The sequence below is a fragment of the Microvirga sp. 2MCAF38 genome (assembly GCF_052115485.1).
Taxonomy (GTDB): domain Bacteria; phylum Pseudomonadota; class Alphaproteobacteria; order Rhizobiales; family Beijerinckiaceae; genus Microvirga.
Window position 1 is genome coordinate 573,118 of sequence record NZ_JBFRGU010000001.1, and the last position, 13,890, is coordinate 587,007.

The following is a 13,890-nucleotide window of genomic DNA, read 5'->3' on the forward strand; positions in this document are numbered from 1 at the left end:
ATCCAATTTGGATTGAAATGGCTCCCTCGGAGCATAGTTCCCCTCTCGGAAGCATGGCCGGAGTCGATACAGGGGGTCCAGATGCCTTTTGGGGAGCACCGCTCATGACAATCTTCACGTTCACGATCGATGACCCGAAAGGCGTCGATCTCTCTTTCTTTTTTCCAGGAAATCTTTCGCTTCGGGCACAGGTTTCCGGCTACAACCTCGCCACAGGCACCGGTTACACCGAATACGACTGGATCAATGACGGCGTCATCGACACGTCTAGAACCTATAATATCGGTGTGAAAGGAAAAGACTTCGCTTTTCCCTCAGGCCTTGGCGGATTGATCGCAACAATCACTTCGGCGACCTTATCGGAAAGAACCTTCGGCGGCGGCGGATCGCTGCACCAACTGGCCAGCCTGAGCATTACGAATAATTCCGGTGCGGCCGACGAGATCAGGATTGCCGCTTTACGCGATTTGACTCCCGATGTTCTGCTTCACTCCTTTCCCGGCGACAGCAAGAATTCGAGGATCATTCTCGAAGGGAACGACGGCAACGATACGCTGCCCGGCAGCCAATGGGGGGATACCCTCGATGGCGGAAAGGGCCATGACAAATTGATCGGCCGTGGCGGCAGCGACACCTACATCGTCGACAGCCAATCTGACATCATTGTCGAATTGGACGGCGAAGGGACGGATACCGCGATTGCCAAAATCTCCTATCGTCTCGCGGATAATGTTTCCGTCGAGAACCTGATCGCGGATTCGGGCGAAGGGTTGATCAATCTCACCGGCAACAACATCGCCAACAGGGTCGCCGGAAACGACGCCGACAATCGGCTCGACGGCGGCGGGGGCGCCGATACGCTCGGTGGTGGCAAGGGGAACGACACCTATCTCGTCGACAATGCCCTCGACATCGTCAACGAGAGTGCCGGTCAAGGCACGGATACCGTTCTCGCAAGCGTGAGCTACGCGCTCAAGGCGGGATCATCTGTTGAGTTTCTACGGGCCACCGATCCGTCGGCCAAGACCGCCATCAATCTCACCGGTAACGAACTCGACAATGCCCTTTTCGGCAATGCGGGCGCCAATAAGCTGGCGGGCGGCAGCGGCAAGGACGCCTTCGCCTTTGCGAGCAAGCTCGGTGGCAAGAACGTCGACAAGATCACGGACTTCAACGTGAAGGACGACTTGATCTGGCTCGAGAATGCAGTCTTCAAGACCCTTGGAAAATCCGGTTCCCTTGCCAAACCCGCCAAGCTGAAAACAGATGCGTTCTGGACCGGTGCTCAGGCACACGACGCCTCCGATCGGATCATCTACAACAAAAGCAACGGCGCGCTGTACTACGATCCCGACGGCACCGGACCAGTCGCGCAGATCAAGTTCGCGCAACTCACAAAGAACCTGAAAATCACTGCCGCAGATTTCTTCGTGATCTGACGATTGACGATTCAAATGAAAATGGCCGGGACGAGCCCGGCCATTTCAAAACTCGAATTGCATCGCCTCAAACGCGGTAGCGGCCGTTGCGCTTCACGTAAACGGTCGTGCCGGTGGGGACGCGCTCATAGAGATCGACCACGTCCTCGTTGAGCATGCGCACGCAACCGGACGAGACCTGCTCGCCGATGCTCCACGGCTCGTTGGTGCCGTGAATGCGGAACAGGATGTCCTGGCCGTTCTGATAGAGATAAAGCGCGCGCGCGCCGAGCGGATTGTCGATCCCCGCCTCGCGAAAGCGCGGCAGGTCCGGCTTGATGCTGATCATGGTCTTGGTCGGGATCCAGGACGGCCACACGCCCTTGCGGCCGACAGACGCCACGCCCTTCCAGGAGAAGCCCTGCTTGCCGACGCCGACGCCGTAGCGGAGCGCTTTGCCTTCGGGCTGGACGAGATAGAGGAAGCGGTCGTCGATATCGACGACGATGCTGCCTGGCTTCTCGCCACCCTTATATTCCACGGTCTGGCGGGAGAACTTCTCTTCCATCTTGGTGCGGTCGACCAGCGGCACATCGTGCGGCTTGTCGGGCATTGAACCGATATACCACCCGTCATACGGGTCCTCGGCCTTGGAGACCGACATTTCAGGCGGATTGTGGATGGATTGGCAGGCGGCGAGCGACGCGCCCAGAAGAGCGAGCACAAGAAGGCGGCAAAGAGTCATCAGAAGAACCGGGGGAAGTAACGGAGTTGCCGCCTGCCTAACGCGAAGCAGACGGCATGGCTGTGACCTTGACGCAACAGCCCCCCGGAATGTGAAACTAGCCCTCGATTCGCGAGAAATCCGCCACCGTGCGGGTGGCCTCACGAAGGGCGTTGAGAAGCTTCAAACGGTTCTCGCGGAGCGCCAAATCCTCGGAGTTGACGGTCACTTTATCGAAAAAGGCGTCAACGGCGGGGCGAAGTTCGGCCAAAGCCTTCATCGCGCCCTCGAAATCCTCGCGCATCACATGTTCGCGAGCGTGGCGCGAGGCCGCGTCGAGAACATCGAAAAGCACCTTTTCCTCAGGGAGGCCGCGCTCGTGAACGAGCGTGCGATTCGGCTCGCCATCATAAGCCTTATTGTCCTTCTTCTCCTCGATGCGCAGAATGTTGGCGGCACGGCGATAGCCCGCGAGAAGGTTCGCGCCATCCTCGGCATCGAGGAAGGAACCGAGCGCCTCGACGCGGCGGACGATCATGAGAAGGTCGTCCCAATCGCCCAATCCAATGGTGGCGTCGATCAAATCGTGGCGTGCACCTTTATCACGCAAACTCACTTTCAAGCGGTCAAAGAAAAATTCTTGAACCAAATTCAGCAGGATCAACTCCGCCTTTTCAGGATCGCCTTCGCCTGCGCGACCTTGTGCGGTCAGAACTTCGAGCGCCCTCTTTACAGCGTCATAGAGTTCGAGACGTAGCTCGTTCTCCAACACCAGCCTAATCACACCCAACGCCGCGCGGCGCAACGCGAACGGATCTTTCGATCCCGTCGGCTTTTCATCAATCGCCCAGAAGCCCACCAGCGTGTCGATCTTATCCGCCAGCGCCACCGCAACCGACACCGGATCGGTCGGCACGCGGTCGGACGGGCCGAGCGGCTTGTAGTGCTCTTCGATGGCGAGAGCGACGGAAGGATGCTCGCCCTCGATGGCCGCGTAGTAGCGGCCCATCAGCCCCTGCAACTCGGGAAACTCGCCGACCATTTCGGTGACGAGGTCCGCCTTGGCGAGACGCGCGGCGCGCTCAGCGAGAGCAGGCTCCGCGCCGACGATGGGTGCGAGTTCTTTCGCCAGCGCCGCGATGCGCTCCACGCGCTCGAACTGCGTGCCGAGCTTTTCGTGGAAGACGATTGATTTCAGCTTTTCGAGACGGTCTTCGAGCTTCGTCTTCTGATCGGTCTGCCAGAAGAACTTGGCGTCGGAGAGGCGCGCCTGCACCACGCGCTCGTTGCCGCCGACGATGGTTTTGCCGCCATCCTTCGCGACGAGGTTCGCGGTGAGCAGGAACTTATTGGCGAGCTTGTCCATGCGCGGGTCGAACAGCACGAAACATTTCTGGTTCGCGCGAATAGTCGTGCGGATGACCTCCGGCGGAATTTCCAGAAAGCTTTCGTCGAAGGACCCCATGAGCACGACCGGCCATTCGACGAGACCGGCGACTTCTTCGAGAAGCCCTTCATCCTCGACGAGTTGGAGGCCTTGCGCGAAGGCGAGATCCTTCGCGTCGTGCAGGATGATGTCCTTGCGACGGTCCGCATCGAGCACGACTTTGGCGCGCTCCAACGCGGTTACGTAATCATCGAAGCGCTTCACCCGGATGGCGTCGGGCGCCATGAAGCGATGGCCGTAGGTCACATTGCTCGCGACGATGCCATCGACCTCGAACGGCACGACTTCCGGATCTTCCGTTTCAGGGCCGAAGGTGCAGACGATGGAGTGGAGCGGGCGCACCCAGCGCAGTGAGCCGGGTTCGGCGGAAGCCGCGCCCCAGCGCATGGATTTCGGCCACGGGAACGTCTTGACGATCTGCGGCAGGATTTCCGCGAGCACACTTTCAGTCGGCAGGCCGGGCTTCTCGATGATGGCGACGTAGAACTCACCCTTCTTCGGATCGCTCTCGATCTTCGCCTGCTCGATGGACGTCAGCCCCGCCCCCTTCAGGAAGCCCTGTATGGCCCCCTCCGGCGAGCCGACGCGCGGTCCTTTACGCTCCTCGCGCACATCCTGCCCCTTCACGGGCAGACCGACGATGTTGAGCGCGAGACGACGCGGCGTGGCGAAAGCCTTCGCGCCCTCATAGAGAAAACCGCGCTCGACCAGCGCATCGGTGACAAGCTTCTTCAAATCCTCCGCCGCACGACGCTGCATGCGGGCGGGGATTTCTTCGGAAAAGAGTTCAAGGAGAAGATCGGGCATGGCGGTGGCGCCTATCACCCTCCCCTTGAGGGGGAGGGTCGGCCGTCAGGCCGGGGTGGGGTGGGAAGCGCAGTGGCCTCAGAGTTGAGCGAGCCATACAAGGCCGCATAGATAGTGTCGAGAACGCCTGACATATTCGCGGTCAGTTCGGCATTCCAAAAGCGGATCACACGATAGCCTTCGCTTTCAAGCCAACGCGTCCTTGCCGCATCCTTCGCCGCAATCTGGTCTTCGGAATGGTGTCCTCCATCGAGCTCGATCAGGAGACGAGCCTTCAAACAGGCGAAATCGGCGACGTAAGAGCCGATCGGGACTTGCCGGCGGAAGTGGGTTCCGTAAGTTGGGATGGCCTTTAGGGCGCGCCAGAGCATTTGCTCCGGCTCGGTAGTGTTCGAGCGGAGTTTCTTAGCCTTGTCACGGCGGAACCGACTGATATCGCCCATGGCTGGTCTCATGTTGCGGAGCCACCCCACCCCGGCGCTTACGCGCCGACCCTCCCCCTCAAGGGGAGGATTGGAGCCCTCCCCCTTCCGTCTTCAACCACGCCGCGCCGACGGCCTTCACCAGTTCGCGGACGCGCAGGATGTAACTCTGGCGCTCGGTGACCGAGATCACGCCGCGCGCATCGAGCAGGTTGAAGACATGGCCGGCCTTGAGGGCCTGGTCGTAAGCAGGAAGCACCATGAGGTGACGATCTCCGGCATCGCCCGCCTCCAGGTATTTCTTGCTCGCGGCTTCGGCGTCACGGAACAGACGAAACAGCATGTCCGTGTCGGAATATTCGAAATTGTGCCGTGAATATTCCTGCTCCGCCTGCAGGAACACATCGCGATAAGTGACCTTTTGGTCTCCTTCGAGACCATTGAAGTTCAGGTCATAGATCGATTCAACACCCTGCAAATACATGGCAAGGCGTTCGAGCCCATAGGTCAATTCGCCAGCGACAGGCGCACACTCGATGCCCGCGACCTGCTGAAAGTAAGTGAACTGCGACACTTCCATGCCATCGCACCAGCATTCCCAACCCAGGCCCCACGCGCCGAGCGTCGGGTTTTCCCAATCGTCCTCGACGAAACGGATGTCGTGCAAGCCGGTATCGATGCCGATGGCCTGAAGCGACTTGATGTAGAGGTCCTGAAGGTTCGGTGGGTTCGGCTTCAGGATGACCTGGAACTGGTAATAATGCTGGAGGCGGTTCGGGTTTTCGCCGTAACGGCCGTCCTTCGGACGGCGCGAGGGTTGCACATAGGCCGCGCGCCAGGGCTTGGGGCCAAGGGCGCGCAGGGCCGTGGCCGGATGGGACGTTCCCGCGCCGACTTCCATGTCGTAGGGCTGAAGGATGACGCAACCCTGCTCCGCCCAATAGCGCTGGAGCGTGAGAATGAGGCCCTGGAAGGAGCGCGCGGGGTTCATGTGCGCGGGTTCGCTCGTCATGTCGGCGTCCAATGATTTTCAGAATTCAGCCCGAACCCTTGTGATGGCGGGCGCGTCAAGTCAAGCGTGAGAGGGAGAGCGTCATTCCGGGGCCGCGTAGCGGAACCCGGAATCGTTTGCCGTGTGGGCGCATCTCTCATAGCGCGATCCCGGATCGCCTGCGGCGTCAGGGATGACGCGGTTGGAGTGGAGGATGAAGCCCTACAGCCCCAGCCGCGACCACGCGGCCCGTTCCTCCAACACCCCCATCACCTCGCCGGGATCGAGGAGGCTCGAACTGCTCGACGTCCCCCGGCCAAAGAGACGCCCGATCAGAGGTGGGCGGGCCGGTTCCACCAGTTTGATCTGCACCTTGTCGCCAAAGCGTTCGCGCAAGATCGAGCGGATATCGCCGAACCCGTCGATGAGGCCGAGGCCGAGCGCTTCGTCGCCGACCCAGAAGGCTCCCGAAAACAGATCCTCCCGATCCCGCGCCAACTTTTCGCCGCGCCGCGCCTGGACGAGCCCCATGAACACAGAGTGGATGCGGTTTTGCAGATCCTTGAGCCGCGCCACATCGTCGGGGTCTTCCGGCCGGAACGGATCGAGCATCGCCTTGTGCGCGCCTGCCGTGTGGACGCGCCGCTCGATGTCGTAGCGGGCGATGAACCTGTCGAGCCCGAAGCTTGCCGCCACGACGCCTATGGACCCGACGATGGAGGATGGATCCGCGAAAATCTCGTCCGCCGCGCAAGCAATCATGTATCCGCCCGAGGCCGCGGCATCCTCCACGAAGGCGATGACCGGCAGCTTCTTCTCCTCGGCCATGGCCCGGATGCGTTTGAAGATCAGATGCGATTGCGCCGCCGAGCCGCCCGGCGAATTGATGACGAGCGCCACGGCCTTCGCGTCCCGGATCGCAAAAGCACGCTCGAGCAGCGGCGCAACGTTGGCAATGGAAAGGCCAGTCCTGAGAGGCATCACCGCCCCGATCGGCCCCGAGAGGCGAATGACGGGAACGATGGGATGGGACGCCCGGAACCGGCCGGGCAAAAGCCTTTGAAGGGGGGACGGGAGCGATTGAAGGAAGGTCGATTGTGTCATGGAGAACGATGTAGCGCGGAAGGAGCCACTTCCCAAGATGAACATATCGTTAGGGAACTAGTCGGATTCTGTTCAGCTAAGCTCCCCTAGCCTCTTCCCCAAGGGCAGACGCAAGGTGCCTGCCCCGGGATCATTCGTTCGACAATGCGAGGTATCGATTATGCGCTTTCTGAAAGTGGCTTTCACTGCTGGAGTTCTCGCCATTGGAGCTCTGGGCGCGACCGCCGCATCAGCCGCTTCAATGCCCTCAGCCGCGATGCAGACGGAGCAAATGCCCAGCGCAGTTCAGAAAACCTGGCACAATGGCAGGCCGCATTATGTCCCCGCTCAGCGGCCGGGATACAGGCCCCGCCGCCCCGCTCCACGCGTTGTGTGCCACACGCAATGGCGAACAGTCAGAACCGCACGCGGGACCTTCATCCGCCGTCCTGTCCAGGTCTGTAACCGCCGCTGGTAGAGGTTAGTCGCAACAGAGTTTCACCATTAACCCTGTTGCTTTGGAAACCATTCATCTTTGGCGTCGATGCTCTGCACGAAACGTGACGCCCGCAAAAAAGGGATCGAACATGCGCAAGCTTATCTACAGCCTCGCGGCTGCCGCGACCCTCGGTTTCGGCGCCTTGACGATGCAGCCCGCTCAGGCCCAGCCTTATTATCCGGGTTATCATCCCGGCCCCTACGGCAATTATCGCCCCGGCTACCGGCCTTACCGGCACGGCTATCGCCCCGCCTATCATCCCGGCCGGGGCTATTACCGTCCGGCCTATGTCGCCCCGCGCTGCTGGACGCAGATGCAGCGACATTGGAACGGTTTCGTCTGGGTGCAGCGCCCGGTGCGCGTCTGCCGCTGACAAGCTCTTCTTCCGCTCTTCATGGTCGGGCTCAGTCCGGCCATGACGCGAATCACCCGCTTCATACGAGCGTGGCATCACCCCTGTGCAGTGCCTCCGCCTGCAGCGTGAAGTGGCCGCTCTCTCCATTGAGAATCACCGGCGGCAGGATCGCCAGCGGTGCGCGGCTTCCCTTCAACGCTGAGATCAGCACCCGAATCGCCGGTTGGTCGGCGCTTGGGTGGACAAACCGCAATTCCACCCCGCCCAGACCCTTTCCGAGAGCTGCGAGACAATCCGCCATTCGGTCCGCACGGTGAATCAGGACAAGCCGCCCCTTGGGTTTGAGAAGAGCGATGCAAGCGCGCAGCCAGGCTTCCAGCCCCCCTTCCGGCAACGCATGGGCTGCGGCCCGCCGTTCGTGCGGCGAGATTCGCGCCCGTCCCTCCTCCAGAAACGGAGGATTGGTGACGACGATATCCACACTCTCGGGCGACACGCCCTCGGCGACCCACGAGGCGCGATTCAAAAGATCGGCAACCGCCACATGGGCGTTCACATTGTTGAGATCGGCGTTCTTTCGGCAAAGCGCCGCGAGAGCCGGATCGCGCTCGATGAAGACTATCTGCGCCGTCCCTCGAGCGGCAACCATGAGACCCACAGCGCCGGTCGCGGCTCCCACATCCGCCACCACATCGCCCGGCGATACAGGGGCCGCAGCAGCGAGAAGCACGGCATCGGTCCCCGCGCGATGGCCTTTTGCGGGCTGCAACAGGCGCACTCGCCCGCCAAGGAGCGAATCGTCGGTGGTCTCAAGCATGGCGCAGTTCGGCCTCCAACCCGGCCTCGGTGATCAGGCGACGTGCCTGCGCGGCCCAATCGTCAGGAACCAGAATACGGCGGGGAAAGGCCCCTATCATGCCCTCGAGGGCACTGATATGCAGATCGGCCACAAGCACAGGGATATTGGCGTTCTCCAACAAGGATTGTAGGAAGCCGATCGTCACGAGATCGTTCGTGCGGACGATTTCGACCATCGGTGCCAGGCTCCTTCCTTGCGGCAAGCTTTCGCGTTGCGGCATGGAAACCGCCATGCCACGGTGTGGTCCATATTCCTACCGACCGTTCCGGTCGGCAACCCGGGTTTAAAGACGTGGGCGTCGTCGTTCCGTTCGAGGAAAAGCATTCAGATAAGAATGCAGGTATCGAAAAGCTCGTTTCCCTTGTGTCTGCGGACATGGAACGGGTCAATGCGATGATTTTGTCCCGGACGGGATCGGATGTCACGATGATCCCGGAAGTGGCGACCCACCTCATCTCATCCGGCGGCAAGCGCCTGCGCCCCATGCTGACCCTCGCGACGGCCGGACTCGTCGGCTATCAGGGCGAGGGACACATCAAGCTCGCGGCAAGCGTCGAATTCATGCACACCGCCACCCTCCTCCACGACGATGTGGTGGATGAAAGCGACATGCGCCGGGGCAAGGTCGCCGCCCGCATCAAATGGGGCAACGAGGCGAGCGTGCTCGTGGGCGATTTCCTGCTCGGCCAGGCGTTTAAAATGATGGTGGAGGTCGGCTCACTGCGCGCGCTCGATATTCTCTCCTCCGCTGCTTCGGTTATCGCCGAAGGCGAGGTGATGCAGCTTGCCGCCGCCAAGAACACCGAGACGACGGAAGACGAATATCTTGCCGTCATTCGCGGCAAGACGGCGGAACTCTTCGCCGCCGCCTGCGAAGTCGGCCCGGTCATCGCTGAGCGGCCCAAGGCCGAACAGGCGGCTTGCCGTTCCTACGGCATGAATCTCGGCATCGCTTTCCAGCTCGTGGACGATGCTCTCGATTACGGCGGCACCGCCGCGACCCTCGGCAAGAATGTGGGTGACGATCTGCGCGAAGGGAAGATCACGCTCCCTGTCGTACTCTCTTTCCGTCGCGGGAACGATGAAGAGCGCGCGTTCTGGAAGCGGGTGATCGAACAAGGCGAGATCGAGGATGCGGATCTCGAACAGGCCATCGCCATCATGCGTCGGCACCGGGCGCTGGAGGACACGATCGAACGTGCCCGCCATTACGGCGCCATGGCCCGCGACGCGCTCGCCCTGTTCCCATCGAGCCCGATGAAGCAGGCCCTGCTCGACGCGGTCGATTTCTGCATCGCCCGCGCCTATTGAGGACGCACGCTCTGCGTCAGATGAAGAAGAGGTCCTTGTAGGTGATGGTCCTGCCCTCGCCCTTCTGGAGCTTCACGGTCGCGATCTCCAAAGCCGCCTTGGCACCCGATCCGTCGCTGTCCCAGTACAGTGTGTAGGTCGTGGCGTTGATCTTCTTGGCGACGAAGAAATCGTCTTTCTGCTTCGCCTCATTGAGCGCGAACCAACCTTTTTTGATGGCGATCGGCGTATCGAGCGACACGTTTTTGCCCTTCAGATACTTGACGATGGTTTTGTTGGTGAAGGCCGCGTCGTCGAAGCCGAACGAATCGTATTTCGGCCCGAAGTCGTAAATCGTATCCTTGCTTTTGTTGGCAATCGTCTTGTTGGTGAGCTTGGTATCGAACACGAATACGTCCTGGCTGCCGGAACCTTTGCCGCCATAGAGCTTATCGACGCCTGCACCGCCGCCGATCTTGTCGTTGCCTGCCTCGCCTTTGAGTGTATCCTTGCCCGCCTCGCCGCGCAGCCGATCGTCTCCGGCGCCGCCGGAGAGCACGTTGGCACCGCCATTGCCAGTGAGCGTGTTGGCAAGTTCGTTGCCGGTGCCAGTAAGGGCGCCGGTGCCGCTCAGGGCGAGATTTTCGACATTCGCGCTCAGTGCATAGCTGACGGTGGAGATCACCAAGTCAGTGCCACCGGAGACAGCTTCCATCACTTTGTCGCCGACCGCATCGACGGAATAGGTGTCATCGCCATCTCCGCCGGTCATCGCATCGACCCCATCCCCACCGGAAATGACATCATTGCCGGCGCCGCCCCAGAGAACGTCATTGCCGCCGGCGCCGTTCAGCGTATCGTTGTGATAGCCGCCATCGAGTTTGTCGGCATTGGCGGTGCCGTTCCAGACAAGGCCGGTCACGTGATCGGGGCTCGAATAATTCGCCGTCACCACGGCATCGGCGGGCTTATGCTGTGTGGTGTAGTCTGTCCAGGGAACGCCTCGCCCGCCATCTGCGACCGGTTTCATCGGGTTCTCGAAGGAGTAGTAGCTCCAGAGGAAGGACCCTGCGAGCCATTGTCCGCCGTAATTCTCCATCACCTTGAACAGAGCGGTGTAGCAATCCACTTGCTCCTGGAAATCGACCGCGCCGGTGCCGCCGAAAACCCCCGGGTCCTTGTTGGCGCCGTCCATGCTCTTGTAGCCGACCTCGGTGAAGATCACCTTTTTGCCGTACTGCTCCGAGAGTGCCTTGTAATAATCGACGACGGACTTGCCTCCGTGCAGAGTATCCCGGATCCAGGGATTGAAATGCGGCTTGACCCAGGCGTCCACGATCTGGTCGACGGTCGGATCGTTGACCGTCGAGGAAGGGATGTAGGCGTCGACGCCGATGTAATCGACCTTGTCCCAAAAGCCGACCCTCTGCACCGTGTCATAGGTGGCGGCATAGGTGATCTTGCCGGAGTAGACGGCGCGCACGGCATCGATGATCTCGATCCATTTCCGGGTATAGCTCTTGCCGTCACTGCAGACCCCCAGCGGATCGATCATGCTGTTCATTTCGGTGCCGACGCAGAGCATCTCCGCACCGCCCGCCTGCGCCGCCTTGGCGTACTCGACCATCATGGCCCTATAGCTGTCGAACCACGCTTTGGGATCGCTGGGAGCAAGCTCGGCGCGCCAGACGCGATTCTCGGTTTCGAGATGCGGCTTGAGCACGACCTTGAGGCCCTGCGCCTTGGCCTGGAGAATCGACTGCCTGACAATTTCGAAGGTGTCGCTCTCGTCGTCCCAGGGATTGGTCGGATCGCCGAGTCTCAATCCCATCGAGCTACTTGATTTATCTGTCTGAAAGAAATTGGGGATGATCGTGACAGTGTTGGCGCCGGTAGCGACGATCTGGGACATCGCTGCTTGACCTTCCCGATCGAGGATTTGTCCACCCCAATAAGAAGGTTGTGTAACGCTTTCCCACTCGAAGATCTGCTCGGAACCACTCATGGCTTGCCTTCTATTCACAATGGCTGACAACGTGCGGTGAAGCGTACCCACTGAATCTTATTTATATAATAACGTTTCAATTAACTACACCATTAAGCCGTATGGCTTAGGGTCATCATGACGCAGCAGACCGAGAGGGGGGAGTTAGTTCCAGGCGACAACCCGCTCAAGTCTCGACCTTCTATTCGAAGAAGGTGAAGTCCGTTACGGATCTGCCGAAGGCGCGAAGATCGGCATTCCGAACGATCCGAGCAATAGCGGCCGCTCAATCTTCTAGCAGCGCAAGGTCTGATCAAGATCGCAACCTGGCAGGGCGCTCCTGCCGAGCGTTCTCGATATCGCCGAGAATCCGAAGGGCTTCAAGTTCTCCGAACTCGACGCCGCGCAATTGCCGCGCGCCCCTGCCTGATCTCGATGCGGCCGTGATCAACACCGACCACGCAATCAATGCTGGCCTCGATATCCGTAAGGATACGATTGCGGTCAAAGCGCGCGAGGGCAACCCTTACCCCAACTTCATCGCCGCTCGCCAAGGCGACGAGAAGCGCACGGAAATCAAGACCTTCGTGCAGGCTTATGAATCGTCGGAAGTCGCCAACTATCTCGAAACCCGCTTCAAAGGAGCGATCATTCCGGCGTGGTAAGAAATAGCTCGCTAAACTGAGCATCGTCCCCGGGCTTCGTCCCGGGGATTTTCGCTTTTGCATTCGCCGATGTTATCCCCGGCGCGCCTAGCGCGGGAAGGGGGTCCATAGTGCGGAGCTTGATCGTGGATCCTCTTCCCTCACTTCGTTCGCCGGGATGACACACAAGGTAAAAACGCTCACCGAAGACTCGTCGCCTTTACCCACCAATCAGGCCGCGCACGCTGGATCGTCTTCCCCGCACTGGCCGATGCGGTGCTGTCAGCATAAAGCCCAAACACTGTCGCGCCTGAGCCGGACATACGCGCGAGCACGCAGCCTTTCGTTTCACTGATTACACGCAGCACATCCCCGATGATCGGTTGAACGCGCAAAGCTGCTCCTTCGAGATCGTTGCGTGCGCGCTTCAATTGCTCGAAAAGCGACACGCCTTCGATGACCGGATGCGCCGTGTTTCCGAACGATTGCCCCGGCTGCAATCCAAGCGCGCTGAAAACGGCAGGTGTCTCCACGGGAATACGCGGATTGACCAGCACTGCGAACAAACGCGGCAAAGGTACTCGCGCAGACAGATCGGCGCCGATCCCGCGCATCATGCGTGCGCGCGGTTCAACGCAGACGGACACATCCGCGCCGGTGAGACGCGCAGCCTCACGGATTGCAGGATGAACCAACGGCAGATTGTTGAGGCGCGCCAGCAATCGCAAAGCAGCCGCCGCATCCGAAGAGCCGCCACCGACGCCCGCCGCTACCGGCAGACGCTTCGTCAAATGAAAAGTGCCGACGCCGAGGCCGTCAATCCGCTCGCTCAGAAAACGCGCCGCTTTCAGAACGAGATTGTCGTTCTCATTGCCCGCAAGCGATGCGGTCGGCCCAGAGACATGCAGACCGAGTTTCGTGCCAGGCTCCAGGGTGAGCGTGTCGGCGATTCCGGCAAACGCGACGAGACTTTCGAGATCATGATAGCCGTCCGCGCGCCGCCCGAGGACATGCAGCGTCAGATTGATCTTCGCGGGAGCGCGTGTTGTCAGCGGTCGAGCCATGCGGGTGTTCTGGAGCATCATGAATTCGCATTCGTGAAATTGGTCTACCGGTTCGGTGCGACACTTCTCTCTCGTAAAACCGGATCCCAAATTCGCGAAAGTGTTCTCGCTTGATGCCCGGATCATGCGGCATCAAAGAATCGAGAGTTTGATTGTTTCAATCTGAAACGATCAAACTCTAGGCATTTGTCCTCTCCCCGATGACAGTAAGGCAATCTACGGGTGTTCCCGACTTGCGCACGATGAAGCGGATCTCGGACGAGTCCGAGATCCGTGGGGAGGAGAGTCCGTCGCGCTTCGCCT

The 13,890-nt window shown here is 60.4% G+C and carries 14 protein-coding genes; 5 read left to right on the forward strand and 9 right to left on the reverse strand.

The window, feature by feature from the left end; genetic code table 11:
- Nucleotides 1-104: 104 nt before the first annotated feature.
- Nucleotides 105-1,439, forward strand: coding sequence for a calcium-binding protein (locus AB4072_RS02720; RefSeq protein ID WP_441965362.1), 1,335 nt, complete (start codon nucleotides 105-107; stop codon nucleotides 1,437-1,439).
- Nucleotides 1,440-1,506: 67 nt separating this feature from the next.
- Here the strand turns inward: AB4072_RS02720 and AB4072_RS02725 are convergent, their stop codons facing one another.
- From AB4072_RS02725 to AB4072_RS02745, 5 genes are all read right to left on the reverse strand, one after another.
- Nucleotides 1,507-2,163, reverse strand: coding sequence for a L,D-transpeptidase (locus tag AB4072_RS02725; protein WP_441965363.1), 657 nt, complete (start codon nucleotides 2,161-2,163; stop codon nucleotides 1,507-1,509).
- 97 nt (nucleotides 2,164-2,260) lie between these two features.
- Nucleotides 2,261-4,396, reverse strand: coding sequence for a glycine--tRNA ligase subunit beta (gene glyS, locus AB4072_RS02730; RefSeq protein ID WP_441965364.1), 2,136 nt, complete (start codon nucleotides 4,394-4,396; stop codon nucleotides 2,261-2,263).
- 14 nt (nucleotides 4,397-4,410) lie between these two features.
- Nucleotides 4,411-4,839, reverse strand: a complete 429-nt coding sequence (locus tag AB4072_RS02735) for an endonuclease domain-containing protein (protein WP_441965365.1) — start codon at nucleotides 4,837-4,839, stop codon at nucleotides 4,411-4,413.
- A gap of 58 nt (nucleotides 4,840-4,897) precedes the next feature.
- Nucleotides 4,898-5,830: a glycine--tRNA ligase subunit alpha gene (locus AB4072_RS02740; protein WP_441965366.1), complete on the reverse strand. Its 933-nt coding sequence runs from the start codon at nucleotides 5,828-5,830 to the stop codon at nucleotides 4,898-4,900.
- 201 nt (nucleotides 5,831-6,031) lie between these two features.
- Nucleotides 6,032-6,913, reverse strand: coding sequence for a S49 family peptidase (locus AB4072_RS02745; protein WP_441965367.1), 882 nt, complete (start codon nucleotides 6,911-6,913; stop codon nucleotides 6,032-6,034).
- 566 nt (nucleotides 6,914-7,479) lie between these two features.
- On the opposite strand from AB4072_RS02745, the gene AB4072_RS02750 reads away from it, so the two are divergent.
- Complete coding sequence (locus AB4072_RS02750) at nucleotides 7,480-7,764, forward strand: hypothetical protein (protein WP_441965368.1); 285 nt, start codon at nucleotides 7,480-7,482, stop codon at nucleotides 7,762-7,764.
- Nucleotides 7,765-7,825: 61 nt separating this feature from the next.
- On the opposite strand, the gene AB4072_RS02755 is transcribed toward AB4072_RS02750, so the two are convergent.
- Nucleotides 7,826-8,563, reverse strand: a complete 738-nt coding sequence (locus AB4072_RS02755) for a tRNA1(Val) (adenine(37)-N6)-methyltransferase (protein WP_441965369.1) — start codon at nucleotides 8,561-8,563, stop codon at nucleotides 7,826-7,828.
- The gene (locus tag AB4072_RS02760) at nucleotides 8,556-8,780 is read right to left on the reverse strand and encodes a putative signal transducing protein (protein ID WP_441965370.1); all 225 of its coding nucleotides are present in this window, start codon (nucleotides 8,778-8,780) and stop codon (nucleotides 8,556-8,558) included. The genes AB4072_RS02755 and AB4072_RS02760 overlap by 8 nt, the downstream gene beginning before the upstream one ends.
- Nucleotides 8,781-8,896: 116 nt before the next feature.
- On the opposite strand from AB4072_RS02760, the gene AB4072_RS02765 reads away from it, so the two are divergent.
- Entirely contained in the window at nucleotides 8,897-9,916 is a 1,020-nt protein-coding gene (locus AB4072_RS02765; protein ID WP_441965371.1) for a polyprenyl synthetase family protein, read from the forward strand.
- A 16-nt stretch (nucleotides 9,917-9,932) separates the two neighbouring features.
- Here the strand turns inward: AB4072_RS02765 and AB4072_RS02770 are convergent, their stop codons facing one another.
- On the reverse strand, nucleotides 9,933-11,900 hold the full coding sequence (locus AB4072_RS02770) for a glycoside hydrolase family 113 (protein WP_441965372.1): 1,968 nt from the start codon (nucleotides 11,898-11,900) through the stop codon (nucleotides 9,933-9,935).
- 337 nt (nucleotides 11,901-12,237) lie between these two features.
- Between AB4072_RS02770 and AB4072_RS02775 the strand changes: the two genes are divergently transcribed.
- Both AB4072_RS02775 and AB4072_RS02780 read left to right on the forward strand, forming a co-directional pair.
- Nucleotides 12,238-12,309: a hypothetical protein gene (locus AB4072_RS02775; protein ID WP_441965719.1), complete on the forward strand. Its 72-nt coding sequence runs from the start codon at nucleotides 12,238-12,240 to the stop codon at nucleotides 12,307-12,309.
- A complete protein-coding gene (locus tag AB4072_RS02780) occupies nucleotides 12,302-12,544 on the forward strand; it encodes a MetQ/NlpA family ABC transporter substrate-binding protein (RefSeq protein WP_441965720.1) in 243 nt (80 codons plus the stop codon). Before AB4072_RS02775 ends, AB4072_RS02780 begins: the two co-directional genes overlap by 8 nt.
- 179 nt (nucleotides 12,545-12,723) lie before the next feature.
- Here AB4072_RS02780 and AB4072_RS02785 read toward each other — a convergent pair whose 3' ends face one another.
- Entirely contained in the window at nucleotides 12,724-13,587 is an 864-nt protein-coding gene (locus AB4072_RS02785; protein WP_441965373.1) for a 4-(cytidine 5'-diphospho)-2-C-methyl-D-erythritol kinase, read from the reverse strand.
- Between the last annotated feature and the right edge of the window lie 303 nt (nucleotides 13,588-13,890).

Excerpts from the sequence above, each read along its gene's own strand:
- AB4072_RS02725 (WP_441965363.1), bottom strand. The coding sequence starts at position 2,163 with ATGACTCTTTGCCGCCTTCTTGTGCTCGCTCTTCTGGGCGCGTCGCTC.
- glyS (WP_441965364.1), bottom strand. The coding sequence starts at position 4,396 with ATGCCCGATCTTCTCCTTGAACTCTTTTCCGAAGAAATCCCCGCCCGC.
- AB4072_RS02745 (WP_441965367.1), bottom strand. The coding sequence starts at position 6,913 with ATGACACAATCGACCTTCCTTCAATCGCTCCCGTCCCCCCTTCAAAGG.
- AB4072_RS02785 (WP_441965373.1), bottom strand. The coding sequence starts at position 13,587 with ATGGCTCGACCGCTGACAACACGCGCTCCCGCGAAGATCAATCTGACG.
- AB4072_RS02770 (WP_441965372.1), bottom strand. The coding sequence starts at position 11,900 with ATGAGTGGTTCCGAGCAGATCTTCGAGTGGGAAAGCGTTACACAACCT.
- AB4072_RS02740 (WP_441965366.1), bottom strand. The coding sequence starts at position 5,830 with ATGACGAGCGAACCCGCGCACATGAACCCCGCGCGCTCCTTCCAGGGC.
- AB4072_RS02735 (WP_441965365.1), bottom strand. The coding sequence starts at position 4,839 with ATGGGCGATATCAGTCGGTTCCGCCGTGACAAGGCTAAGAAACTCCGC.
- AB4072_RS02760 (WP_441965370.1), bottom strand. The coding sequence starts at position 8,780 with ATGGTCGAAATCGTCCGCACGAACGATCTCGTGACGATCGGCTTCCTA.
- AB4072_RS02720 (WP_441965362.1), top strand. The coding sequence starts at position 105 with ATGACAATCTTCACGTTCACGATCGATGACCCGAAAGGCGTCGATCTC.
- AB4072_RS02750 (WP_441965368.1), top strand. The coding sequence starts at position 7,480 with ATGCGCAAGCTTATCTACAGCCTCGCGGCTGCCGCGACCCTCGGTTTC.
- AB4072_RS02755 (WP_441965369.1), bottom strand. The coding sequence starts at position 8,563 with ATGCTTGAGACCACCGACGATTCGCTCCTTGGCGGGCGAGTGCGCCTG.